The sequence below is a fragment of the Rhodococcus qingshengii JCM 15477 genome (genome assembly GCF_023221595.1).
GTDB classification, from domain to species: domain Bacteria; phylum Actinomycetota; class Actinomycetes; order Mycobacteriales; family Mycobacteriaceae; genus Rhodococcus_F; species Rhodococcus_F qingshengii.
In genome coordinates, this window is the sequence record NZ_CP096563.1 from 5,846,548 (window position 1) to 5,858,772 (window position 12,225).

9 protein-coding genes are annotated in these 12,225 nt (G+C 61.5%); 2 read left to right on the top strand and 7 right to left on the bottom strand.

Going from position 1 to position 12,225, the window contains the following annotated elements; all coding sequences use genetic code 11:
* Window positions 1–25: 25 nt before the first annotated feature.
* The gene (locus tag M0639_RS27035) at window positions 26–1,510 is read right to left on the bottom strand and encodes a DUF5691 domain-containing protein (protein ID WP_064075020.1); all 1,485 of its coding nucleotides are present in this window, start codon (window positions 1,508–1,510) and stop codon (window positions 26–28) included.
* Window positions 1,507–2,814: an SWIM zinc finger family protein gene (locus M0639_RS27040; RefSeq protein ID WP_064075021.1), complete on the bottom strand. Its 1,308-nt coding sequence runs from the start codon at window positions 2,812–2,814 to the stop codon at window positions 1,507–1,509. The genes M0639_RS27035 and M0639_RS27040 overlap by 4 nt, the downstream gene beginning before the upstream one ends.
* 116 nt (window positions 2,815–2,930) lie before the next feature.
* On the opposite strand from M0639_RS27040, the gene M0639_RS27045 reads away from it, so the two are divergent.
* On the top strand, window positions 2,931–4,235 hold the full coding sequence (locus M0639_RS27045; RefSeq protein ID WP_064075022.1) for an HNH endonuclease signature motif containing protein: 1,305 nt from the start codon (window positions 2,931–2,933) through the stop codon (window positions 4,233–4,235).
* A 107-nt stretch (window positions 4,236–4,342) separates the two neighbouring features.
* Here M0639_RS27045 and M0639_RS27050 read toward each other — a convergent pair whose 3' ends face one another.
* From M0639_RS27050 to M0639_RS27070, 5 genes are all read right to left on the bottom strand, one after another.
* Window positions 4,343–5,632 carry a PucR family transcriptional regulator gene (locus M0639_RS27050; RefSeq protein WP_064075023.1) on the bottom strand — a complete coding sequence of 430 codons (1,290 nt, stop codon included), beginning with the start codon at window positions 5,630–5,632 and terminating at the stop codon, window positions 4,343–4,345.
* Between the two features lie 35 nt (window positions 5,633–5,667).
* Entirely contained in the window at window positions 5,668–7,101 is a 1,434-nt protein-coding gene (locus M0639_RS27055; protein WP_030536102.1) for a phytoene desaturase family protein, read from the bottom strand.
* Window positions 7,098–8,945 carry a DUF3556 domain-containing protein gene (locus tag M0639_RS27060; protein WP_064075024.1) on the bottom strand — a complete coding sequence of 616 codons (1,848 nt, stop codon included), beginning with the start codon at window positions 8,943–8,945 and terminating at the stop codon, window positions 7,098–7,100. The genes M0639_RS27055 and M0639_RS27060 overlap by 4 nt, the downstream gene beginning before the upstream one ends.
* A gap of 85 nt (window positions 8,946–9,030) precedes the next feature.
* Entirely contained in the window at window positions 9,031–10,503 is a 1,473-nt protein-coding gene (locus tag M0639_RS27065) for a class I adenylate-forming enzyme family protein (protein ID WP_054826947.1), read from the bottom strand.
* Window positions 10,504–10,635: 132 nt separating this feature from the next.
* Window positions 10,636–11,529: a LysR family transcriptional regulator ArgP gene (locus M0639_RS27070; RefSeq protein WP_064075025.1), complete on the bottom strand. Its 894-nt coding sequence runs from the start codon at window positions 11,527–11,529 to the stop codon at window positions 10,636–10,638.
* Window positions 11,530–11,604: 75 nt separating this feature from the next.
* Between M0639_RS27070 and M0639_RS27075 the strand changes: the two genes are divergently transcribed.
* Window positions 11,605–12,225 (top strand): LysE/ArgO family amino acid transporter, encoded by a 621-nt coding sequence (locus M0639_RS27075; protein WP_064075026.1) that lies wholly within the window; start codon window positions 11,605–11,607, stop codon window positions 12,223–12,225.

The window sequence follows — 12,225 nt, forward strand, 5'->3', positions numbered from 1 at the left end:
GTGGTGGGCACGGTTACGCTGTCAGTCACTTGAGCTCCTCGAGCAGAGTCTTGCGGTGGGTGATGGCACTGGCAGTTCTGGCGAAGGTCTGCCGCCAGTCCGGGTCACGTGCACGTTCCGCAGCACGCTCCAGCAAAGTTACTGCGCTGTAAGGAAATCGAGTCTCGGCCAGGCGCAGCGATGCGACGTACTTGTAGCGTGAGAATTCGCCGGCCTTGGCGCCTCCGTCGGCACGTCTGGCCGCAACTCGTTCCCACTGGGCCACCACTGCCCGGGTGATGTCCTCGGGCCATGGACCTCGCAGAGCGTCGTAGATCGCTGCCCGGCCCGGGTGCAGAACATTGGCGTCGCCGTTTCCGGACCTCAACAGATCAGCCAGCGCCTTGGCCGGCACCAACGGGAGCACGCGTCGATCGGTGGCGGTGCCGCGCATACGAAAGAGTTCCAGCGCCCATTCCGTATTGTTCTGCGCGACTGCGGCGGTGGACCACGCGTCGTGAAGGATCGGCTCCCAGCTTTCGTCAACGCTCATCCCCAAGACCTTGCCTGGTCCACCGATCATGTTGTTCCACAGAGACAACGGCGCAGAACTGATCGCCTGACGCACATACTCGGCACGATAGTCGGTGTGTGGATTCGGCCGGTCTTCGATGCCGTCTCGCCTCGCCGCTGAATCGACTTCCTCAGGCGGGACGATGACGAGCGTGGACCGAACGAGTTTCCTTTCCACCCGCACCCATTTCCGAACCCGAGCAGCCATTCTCTCCCCGAACTCCGATTCGGGGAGTTGTCCGAGTACTTCCACTGCCGCGCGTCGCACGTCCTTGCGACGGTCGTCGAGGGCTTCCTCCAACAATGGTTGATCATCCGCGCTCAGTCCGTTTGCCAGCGCCGCGACGAAGGCAGCCTTCTGTTCGCCCCGCTCGGTGGCCCAGGACTTTCGGAGTTCGGCCAACGCCAGCGCGGGATCTGTTCGACGAGTGTCCATCAGCCACTGTGTGCGCTGCGACGAACTTCCGTGACGCCACACGTCCGGGTTGGCATCCCTGGTTCGGACGAGTTTGCTCCACTCGGGGTTTTGCGCGGCAAGCCATCGACCACGCTCGCCGACCATCTGCAGGATGCTCTCCCGGTGAGCTTCACTTGCACGTGCAAAGGAAAGCAACTCGGCGACCAGATGATCAGGCGCACGGTAATTGTGCTCCAACGCGACTGCGAACCATTCGTCGAGCAAGGTCGCCTTGGCCGCGAGCATCGACAGCAGATGCGCCGATGAGGATTCCGGCAGCGTGAATCGAACATCGTCTGGCGCAGATGTCGGCACCGCCGCCGTGGTGGAGCCCGCACCGCCACGGCGGTACGCCCTCTCCAACGCTGCTCCTGCGAGAAGCATCTCGGCAGGATCGCCGTCGAGTTCGCGAGCGTAGCCACGCACTTCAGCCGGCAGCTCCTCGAATGTTGTTGCTGTTCTGGCTGTCCCAAGGAGCGCCGCTGAGATCAATGTACTCACAGCACGATCACCTGCCCTCCCGTGAAAACCGAGATCGGAGTAAGAGCCAGCGCGTTCCACGTTCCGCAGACTGTGACCGGGTAACCGCCGGAAATGCCGAGCAACTTCCACAGAAGATCCGAATCACCCTCTGCCCGAAGCGCTGTGCCCGATTCGTCGACGACAAACCATGATCCGTCGACGAACGACGGGACCACCGAACTGATCACTGCCGGCCACGAGCGCAACCATGGATCCGCGGCGAGGGCATCGGTAAACTGCTGCAACGCAGTGTCGATGCTTCCGAACGGCATGGTTGTGAAGGGCTCCGGTTCTCCGTGCGTGACCCCTATCCGCGCCCGCAATGCCGCGGCACCGGGATAGAAATGAACATCGGCGTTGAGCAGAAACCCGACTGGCGGCGTTTCGGTGGCAAAATTGGGTGACCCGTGGGAGAAGTCGAGCAGCATGGCCCACCGCTTCGAATTCCTGCCGAGCATCCACACCGTTCGGGTGAACAGTCGCTTCTCCTCGGTGATCCCGGAACCGAGAATCATCCAGTTCTCTTTCACCGGAATCGATTCCATCACACTCTCGGTTGAGACCGGATAGCCGACGTGTGCTTTCACCGAATCGGCAAGATCTTCCGGCAACTCGGACAGCTTCTGATGCGCAGCAACCAGCAGGTGCAACCGAGCCAACTCGTCGAGGACTTTCTCAGGCCAGTTCTCGGTAGACGCAACGGTGCCCGCCAAGGCTCGAAGTGTGCCTGCGACACCAGGCGCCTGAGCATCCACCATTCGAGCAGCTACTGCGTCGAAGCCCGCCCAGGATGTGTCCATCGCTGCCAGACCACTGCGGATCTGATCGGTGATCCACAGGTCCAATTCGACGAGACCGCTCGCAACGCGGTCGGCGCGCTTCTGCGCTGTCGCCGGGTCGGGAGCCCTCTTGGGAGCCTCGTCGCCGGTCTCAGCCCTTTCGCCGCGGGTCTCGGCCTTCTCCTCGCGGCGCAACAACCACTCTGCCGCGAAGTCGGCGGGCTCGTCCGCCGACGGCACACGCCCTTCCGACCATTCCACCAACAGCCCCAGAGCATGTTTGCACGGAAACTTTCGACTGGGGCACGAGCACTTGTATGCAGGGCCCCTCAGGTCGACCACTGCTTGATACGGCTTCGAGCCGCTGCCCTGACACAGCCCCCAGAGCGCGAGACCCCTGTTGCCGGCATGGCTCCACGAACCAGCCAACTTGCGCGCAGCGGCCAGCGATGCGGCGTCCGGAGCTACCGACGCCACCTGCCCAGCTGTCCACGGCGAAGTCACTCGACCACAGTATGACAACCCGCTGACATCACAGAGTCAGGCCGATTCGTTGGTGAATAACCCCTTGACTCGAACGCATGTTCGAGTATGATTTGGGGAGGGGATCGGGGGATTCAATGAGTGTCTTGTTGTCGGACGTGGTTTCGGGTTCTGCGGTGGGGTTACGCGGACGTCTGTGGCAGTTGTCGGCTGCTGAGTTACGTGCGGCTGCGGTGTCGGCGAGCGCGGAGATTCTTCGTCTCGAGGCTGTGCGGGTGGCAGTGGTCGACGAACTCTCGATGCGCCCGGATGATCAGGTGATCGCCAGCCGCGGGGTCGGTTCGTGGTTGGCGGCGAACACCATGTTGCAGGTTCGGGACGGGAAAAAGATCGCCGCGTTGGGTGCAGCTTTGCGGCCGTTTCCGGCGGTGGCGGCTCGGTTCGATGGCGGGGATTGCTCGTTCGATCATGCCGTGTTGATCGTGGCGTTCTGTGAGTCACCGCCGAAGGGGATGCCGGAGGAGGCGCTACCGAAGTGCATCGATTTGTTGTTGGCGGCTGCGTCGGGTGTGGAAGCGACGACGACGAAAGTGCGGAACGTGATCGCGACCTTGGAGCGGTTGTTCGAATCGGATGAGATCCCGCCCGCCGAGGATGTCGATCTCAACGAGTTGCGGATCGTCTCGACATTGAACGGTCGAGTGGTGGTGCGCGGCGATTTCGATGCCCTGACCGGTGAAATGCTGTTGTCGGCGTTGTCGAATCTGACGATGCCGACCCCGGCACCGGATGGGACGCCGGATGCTCGGTCGGCGGCGAAACGCACGGCGGACGGGTTCACCGAACTGATCCGGCGTTATCTCGATTGCGCCAAGACTGGTACCGATGGTGGTCAGCGTCCGCATGTGAACGTGCACATCAACGCCCGTGATTTGGCGGAGTATCGAGACTGCGCCGCCACACCCTCGCCCGATGGTGGTGGAGTGGCTGTGTCGGATCTTGATGTCGGGCACATGCCGTGGCTGGGGCCGCTCTCGGTGTCGCAGACCCGACTTCTCGGGTGTGATTGTTTCCTCTCGACCGTTCTGCTCGACGATCACGGCGCACCGCTCGATGCGAAACCAGGAAAGAGGTTGGTCAACGCCGAACAGCGAGTGGCGTTGATCGCCCGAGACAGAGGCTGCGCCTTCCCCGGCTGCACGTGCGTGCCCGCCTGGACGGATGCGCACCATATCCGGCACTGGGCGAACGGTGGCCCGACGGTGATGAACAACCTGGTCCTGCTGTGCCGTTCACATCACCGACTGATGCACCGGAAATCAGGGTTCGTCGGGAAATGGGAAATCCGAATCGGCGCCGACAACAAACCCTGGTTCATCCCGCCGCCCTCGATCGACCCCGGGCAGCAACCCAGGCCGGCGAACACCACCTTCAAAACCTGAGGGGTCAAACCTCTTTGGCGACAACAGAACACGGCCAGGCTCCGCATCGGACATCAAACCCCGATACGGAGCCCACAGGCCGTGTCGCGTCCACAACTTTCCACAACTCACGACGTTCGCGCGGGGCGCAAGACCGATCTACCCAACAACTCACAAACCTGCAGGGCCAGAGCAAGATCCAACTTGTCTCGGCCGGCAGCAACTGGATCGCCGAGCGCCTTGTTGATGCGATACTTCACCGTATTCCGGTGCAGATTCATGTGATTGGCAGTGTGCAGATGACTTTCACCATGTGCAAAGTACACACTCAACGTCGTCCGCAAGGATGCAGCAGAGGGCGTATCTTCCGCCAACGGGCCAAGCACCTCCCAGACCCATGACTTCGTCGAATCGATGTTCTCGGACAGAAGTGAGACCACAGCGACGCCGCGGTCTCCGAAGCTCACCACAGGTCGCTGCGGTGTATCCGGGACGGCAGCAACCGAATAGGCGGCGGTTGCCTGTTCGTGGGACCGTTTGAAACCGTCGACCCCTGACCCCGGCAGTCCGATTGCCACCCGCGCCCCGCCGTCCAACGGCACTGCCGCCGCGAGAAACTCCGGATCCGGCGCAGGCACCCGGCGACCGAACGGCAGCCACGCCCACACCGTGCGTCGATCGATGGCGGTGATGATCGGCGGCTTGTCCGCTCCCGCCGCTGCGCCGAGATCACGTACGAGTCGGTCCAGCGTATTGATGCCCATGACGTCGGCATCCCACGTCGACCAGACCACCAGGGCGACGTGGTTCTGACCGAGGCGGTACCCGGTCTCCGCTTCGAAAGCAGCGGTATCTGCGTTGGTGCCGGACAGGAGGGCGTGGATTGCGGCCGAATGGAGGTTTCCCTGCGCTGCCATCCATCGACTGCGTTCCCGCTCGTACGCGTCGAAGACGTAGAGCGTGATCCAGTCGATGTAGCTGTAGACCACGTCCGAAGTGTGTTTCAGGACAGCCAAAGTGAGTCGCGCCGGAATATCCAGTGTGCTGATCTCGTCGTGACAGATCCGCATCAGATCGCCTTGGCCCATGTGATAGGCCCGGACAAGGGAGTTGGACGGGACATCCCGCTGCGCCAGACGCAGCGCGTATTCCACTGCAGCAGTGGTGGGTTGGAGATGATCGATCGGAATGTCGTTGGCCAATACGTGGATGATCGTCGTGATGTTTCCCTGCACGCTGGCCTCGAGCATTTCGAGCAATTTGGCGTCTGCATCCAATTGGTCGATTTCGTGAGCCATCATGAAGGCCATCTCACGCGCGATGTCGGCGCTGCGCTCGTCGAGTCGTCGTGCCAACTCGGCAACCACCGCAAGCACTTCCGGCTCCGCGGCTGCAGGCACTCGGGCGAGGCGCCGCATCGCACCGGCGCCTCGCTCCTTGTGCGATGGACTACTCACAGAACTTCCGCACCCTTTCGTCGCAGGTACTTCAGAGCCGATTCGGCTGCGTTGTACCCGCACATTCCATGTGCTCCGGCACCCGGCGGGGTCGAGGCCGAGCACAGGTAAGTGCCCGCGATCCCCGTGCTGTACGGATCGACTGCGACGCGCGGACGCAAGACAACCTGCAGTTCGGTGTTGGCACCTCCGATGATGTCGCCGCCTACCTGATTCGGATTGTCCTCTGCCAGGTCAGCTGTACCACTGCTCGACGTCGCGACGATCTGCTCCCGGAATCCTGGCGCAAACCTCTCGATCTGACGGATGATCGCCTCCGTAGCGTCGCCGGCGTAACCGTGAGGCACGTGCGCATAGGCATACAGAGGATGAACGTTCCCGGCGGATCGGGTGGGATCAGCCAGGTATTGCTGACCTAGGAGCACGAACGGCCGGTCCGGCATACGGCCTGAATTCGTCTCACGCTCAGCGGCCACGATTTCGTCGAAACCACCTGCCAGATGGACAGTTCCGGCCCGAGCACAGTCCGGATTGGTCCACGGCACATGACCTTCGATCGCAAAATCGACCTTGAATGCTCCGGGAGCCTGCTTGAACTTTCGATAGGCCCTCGCCACTCGACCAGGGAGTCGATCGCCCAGAATTTCGAGCGCACCCCCCGGATTGACATCCAGCAGAACAACATCGGCGTCCGGAATCTCGGAGGCCGTACGAACCCGAACGCCGGTGTCGATCTTGCCGCCGTGATCGAGGAGCATCGCAGCCATCGCGTCGGTGATCGACCGCGAACCTCCCTCGGCAACCGGCCAACCGTAGCGGTGACCAGCAGCAGTGATCATCAATCCCACCGCCGAGGTGGCCGGACGGTTGAGTGGATAGAAGGCGTGTGCGGCAACCCCGCCGAACAGCGCCTTCCCCTTGTCCGTCTTCCACAGTTTGGCGGTCACCGTTGCCGGAAGCAGCGCTCGCGGACCGAAAGCTGCGAGCCGCAGCGGATGGTGCGGAACATTGACGATCGGGCGCATCAGATCGGACGCCAGCGCATCGAACCCAGTCGACAAGTCACCGAACATGCGTTGCCATCGAGGCCCGTCAGCGCCGAGCCCCGCAGCCGTCTGCTCCAGCGAGCGGTACAGGACCCCGGCGTCCCCGTTGTCGAGCGGATGCGCGCAGTCCACCTCTGCCCATCTCCAGATCAGCCCGTATCGCTCGAGGTCCAGCTTGGACAGGTACGGCGAGCCGATACCCATCGGGTGAAACGCCGAGCAGTGATCATGGATCAACCCCGGCACGTCGATCGGACCGGAGCGGGTGCCTCCGCCGATCTGGTCGGCAGCCTCGAGCACCTGCACGTCCACACCGCTACGTGCGAGGTGTACCGCGGCAGCGAGCCCATTGGGCCCGCTGCCGACGACTACGGCCTTTGTCACTTACTCACCTCTTGCTCGCTACCGCTGACCCTCGTACGCATCTTCGGTTCGGAGACAACCTGCGGATCCGTTGCCGCGCGGTCGGCCCGTACGTCCAGTGTCCACTGAACGTCGAACGGAATGGGCCCGTTCGGCAACCACGGCTGTTCGGCGACTGCGTCGGCGACCTTGAAAGTACCTCGTTCGATGACACCGAGAGCGGCATCGATCACCTGGTACTCCTGCGTTCCCTTGTGGATGGGCTGCGATTCGATCCAGGTCACCAGGAACTCACCGGGTGCGAAATTGCAGCGACGCTGAATGGCTGCGATCAACTTCGCGTCGTGCAGGTGCCCGTCACCGAAGTTGAAGGCGACGATGGAGTTGCACATGAACTCTGCTTCCCGCAGTGAGTACGTGTTGATGTCGTCGCCGAGGTGCCTGATCATCAGAGAGAACAGCGCACGCCCCTGGCTGTGCATGGAACGCCAGCCCAACAGCTGATGCAGAACGACATCGGACACATCTTCGGGGTACATCGTCATCAACTGATTGCGCGTATCCGGCGACGGACGCTTGATGAACTGGTCGATCTTGGCTTCAGCGCCCGGCGCGAATGCCCACGTCGCGGATGCCCAGTTGCCGGCGTACTGACGCATCGACGGCAGGAAGGACACCAGATCCGGTCGAAGGTTTCCGAGAATGGGGAAGAAGGCAAGGGCTGCAACAATTCCCGCGGTGATCCACGGTGAGGACATGGCGCCGAGTCCGTAGCCGTCCCATGCCGGGAATCCCAGGAACAGGAAGACCGAGGCATAGGCGAACAGAAGATTCCATTCGAGTGGGACGGCAAGCGGGAAGGTCGACGCGATGAACAGATGGAATCCGACCATGAGGATCACGGCGAGGATCGTGAGGGTCTTGTTCGTCGAGAACAGCAGTATCAACGGGGTGACGATTTCGACCATCGTTCCGGCCACGTGTGCGACGCCGCCGCCCAGGTGTGAAGGCCGCAGATCCTCCGGGAAATTCCGGTAGTGGGCGCGCTTGATCTTCTTCGACGGGATCCACGGGGTATTGCTGAGCATCGGAGGAACCACCAGCGAGAAATGGCGACCGAACTTCGAGACGCCGGCACCGATCCACACCATGACGATCAGCAGTTTGAGCGCCAGGATCATGTCGACGAACGGCAGGAATGTGAAGAAGAAGATCGCCGGCAGGTACTGCTCACTACGGGCAGCGATGAAGGGCACCTTGTCCCGCAACCCGAGAATCACCATGAGTACCAGGAAGGAGTACAAGACCGTCGGACGCACCAGTCCGGCATTGTCAGCGATTGCCGAGTCGATTCCTGTGGTGTGAACACCGGGGAGAACAGCGGCAACAAGGAGATTGGCGACTGCGGCGGCATAGATGAAGACGTCGAACACCGTGCGGGTGTCACCCGAGGTGAGCGGCACTTTGCCCGGCCACGGTGGCAGACGAATGGTGCCGGGGCGGAGCCAGTAGAGAACTCCACCGGTCATCGGCTTGAAGTGGCCGGCGAGCGGTCCCCAGGATCCTGCCAAGCCCAGCATCTCGAGCATCATCGTCCAGATGATGAGTTTCTGGTAGACGATCGGCTGGTTCCACCACGATCCGATGTCGAACCACGAGAGGCCGGAAGTCAAAGTGGCAACGGCTGTTCCAGCTGCCAGGTAGAGGAACAACAGTTTCATGATGTAGACGGTGTGGACCATCTTCGGCGTACCGAAGCCGTAATCCACCCAGTGCGTGGACATGTCACGCAGACGCTCGAGAAACGGCTTGTCCATGAACGTTGCCGGATCGACGGGAGGGAAGTTTCCTTCTTTGAATCCCATGATGTGCTCCTGAAATACGGAATGTGGGCATGACGGATCGACTCGACGGACGTCGTCGAGCTGTGCTGGTATTACGGGGAAGTGACTAGTGAGCGGGAGTTGCGCTCAAAGCTCGTCTCATTCCAGGTTTGTCGATCTTGCCCACCGGGTTTCGGGGAAGCGCATCGACGACGTAGATCGCCACTGGCACCTTTACTCGGGTGAGCAAGGCCGTGACATGTTCGAGCAGTTCGTCTTCGGTGACGGGTGCATCGGGGTAGGCAACGACATAGGCAACTGGCACCTCTCCGTAGACCTGGTGCGGAGCGCCGATGACGGCTGCCTCGAGCACGGAAGGATGTGTAGCGAGCGAATTTTCGATCTCCTTGGGGTAGATGTTCTCTCCCCCACGGATGATCATGTCCTTGATGCGATCGACCAGGGTCAGGTAGCCGTCCTCGTCGAGGACTCCGACGTCACCGGTATGCAACCAACCATCCTTGACGGTCTTCGCAGTTTCCTCCGGCTTACCCAGATAGCCACGCATCACGTTGCCACCCTTGATGACCACCTCTCCGGCAGTCCCGGCGGGCGCAAAGGTTCCGTCCTCGGCAAGAATGGAAATCTGCTGGCCGGGCAACGCCGGGCCGACCGTACCGAGTTTGCGCACGCCGTCCACAGGATTGCAGGCCGACGCACAGGTCCCCTCGGTGAGTCCGTAACCTTCCACGATCACGAAACCGAAACGCTGCTCAGCGCGTTCGAGGAGTTCCTTGCTGATCGGCGCCGCACCGCACACGGCAAACCTCAAGGACGACGTGTCGATCGAAGGGTCTTCCGGCTGTGAGGTCAGCATCGCGTAGATTGCCGGCACCGCCGAGAAATACGTGGGGCGAAGCCGCGCGACGTCGTCGAAGAATCTCGAAACCGAGAACTTCCCGGTGACACTCACCTGTCCGCCGACAAGTAAGGGCGTCAAGACGCTGACGCAGATCGCGTTGACATGGAACAGCGGCAGAATCAGCAGGCAGTGATCCGCGCCGGTAACACCGATGTTCTTGCCCATCGACGAAGCCATGAACTGCAGGTTGGCATGAGTCAGCATCACTCCCTTGGGCCGTCCGGTGGAGCCGCTGGTGTAGATGAGCAACGCCAGATCGTCTGCTGCAACATCGATTCCGGGTCGGGGATCGGTCGGCGGCACTGTCGCCAGATCCTCGACGGCCAGCACTGCTCGGCCGCCCGAGGGTGCGTCGGCAGTGGCGGTGATGACCAACTCGGCCCCGGAGTCCGCGATCTGGTAGTCCGCTTCGTTCGCGGTGAACATCGGATTGATGGGTGTAGCCGCAGCACCGATGCGCCAGGCAGCCATGATCGCGATCAGCAACTCGACGCGATTGGGCAGCATGATCGCCACCACGTCACCGAGGCCGATTCCGAGTCCGGCCAATTGCGCGGCAACAGCTTCCGTGCGATCTGCGAACTCTTCATACGTGAGTTCGACGTGGTCGTCCCGCAAGCACGGCTTCTGCCCGTACTTCTCTGCAAGATCCCAAGCCAGATATCCGATGTTCGCCACGAGAGTCAGCACCTTTCATTCGTGTGTGACTCAAAACACTATCGGCGTCCTGCGGCCGAAGAAACGGTCCCAGGGGATCAACTTGTCCAGGTTCTTTGTTCCCTGAGCACAACACCACACGTACGGTATGCATCAGTTCGACGGCTGATGCAACACCTCGTGGGCGCGTCTGGTCACCACCTCGGAGATCCGGCGCAAGACAGGTGACGACAGTTTCCACTGCTGCCAGTACAGCGGAACGTCGTCCACGAAGTCCGGATCGAATCCGATCAGCACGCCGGAGCGATCGTCGTCGCCGCGCTGCAGGTCCGGTATCAATCCCCAGCCGTATCCCCGCCTGACGGCGTCCGCGAAGTCTGCCGATGAAGGAACAAGATGACGGGGCGGATCGGCGGGGTGGCCGACCTTTTGATCGAGGTACCGATCCTGCAGTAGATCCTTGCGATTGAACACAACCAGCGGCGCCTCCGAAAGGGATTCGGCCGTGACACCGTCTGCGAACCAACGACGGCAGAACTCTGCACTCGCCATCGGCCGATACCGCATGATGCCCAACCGACTGGAGGTACACCCTTGAATCGGTGACGCAACAGACGTGACGGCAGCCATGACCGAACCGTCGCGCAGCAGTTCGGTGGTGTGGTCTTGATCGTCGAGATGAAAATCGAAACTGACTTCTTGCGTGAACTCCGCGAGGGCCCCGAGAACCCAGGTGGACAGCGAATCGGCATTGACCGCGATCGAGACACGCGCAAACATCCCTGAACCATTTTCAAGGCCGAGCTCTCGCACGGTGTCACGCGACAAAGCGTCTATCTGACGTGCAAGACGCAGGACTTCTCTCCCGGAATCGGTGACCTGGATGGGTTTGGTGCGCTGCACCAGGATCCGGCCAACCGAGGTCTCGAGACCTTTGATTCGTTGGCTGACCGCCGAAGGCGTGATGTGTAGTTTCCGCGCCGCCGCCTCGAAGGTTCCCTCGTCGACCGCGGCGTGCAATGCCCTCAGTTGCTCGAAATCCAACATAATCTGAAGCTACTCTGATGTGTCCTTAGAATCATTAGCTGGACTGAATGATATCTGCGCGGCAGGCTCGACAACATGCTCAGCACCAACGACCCTGCGTCGGCCCTCGTCGGTTTCGGAGTCGGACTGTCATTGATCGTCGCAATCGGCGCCCAGAATGCGTTTGTTCTTCGCCAAGGTCTGACGCGATCGCACGTACTCCCGATCGTCGCAGTGTGCGCGTTGTCAGACGCAATTCTGATCCTCGCGGGCGTCGGCGGAATCGGGACCCTCCTCGAACACGCACCGTCGATGATCACGTTCGTTCGTATCGCCGGCGCCGTTTTCCTCCTCAGCTATGCGATCTTCGCCGCCAAGCGGGCACTTCACCCCCAGACGTTGGCACCGGATCGACATGGCAACGGGTCGAGGATTGCCGCCGTCACGATGGCACTGGCCCTCACCTGGCTCAATCCACACGTGTACCTCGACACCGTCGTGCTCATGGGTTCTATCGCCAACGGTCGCGGCGAGATCGGACGTTGGTGGTTTGCAGCCGGTGCCATCACGGCAAGTGCGGTCTGGTTCGGCGCCCTCGGTTACGGCGCACGTCTGCTGACGCCGCTTTTTGCGAAACCCAACGCGTGGCGGGTTCTCGATGCTCTGATCGCCGTGATGATGGCAGTTCTCGGAATCAGCCTGCTTGTCGAATTGTGA

Coding starts and splice junctions, on each gene's coding strand:
- M0639_RS27045 (WP_064075022.1), top strand. CDS start 2,931: ATGAGTGTCTTGTTGTCGGACGTGGTTTCGGGTTCTGCGGTGGGGTTA.
- M0639_RS27050 (WP_064075023.1), bottom strand. CDS start 5,632: ATGCGGCGCCTCGCCCGAGTGCCTGCAGCCGCGGAGCCGGAAGTGCTT.
- M0639_RS27060 (WP_064075024.1), bottom strand. CDS start 8,945: ATGGGATTCAAAGAAGGAAACTTCCCTCCCGTCGATCCGGCAACGTTC.
- M0639_RS27070 (WP_064075025.1), bottom strand. CDS start 11,529: ATGTTGGATTTCGAGCAACTGAGGGCATTGCACGCCGCGGTCGACGAG.
- M0639_RS27075 (WP_064075026.1), top strand. CDS start 11,605: ATGCTCAGCACCAACGACCCTGCGTCGGCCCTCGTCGGTTTCGGAGTC.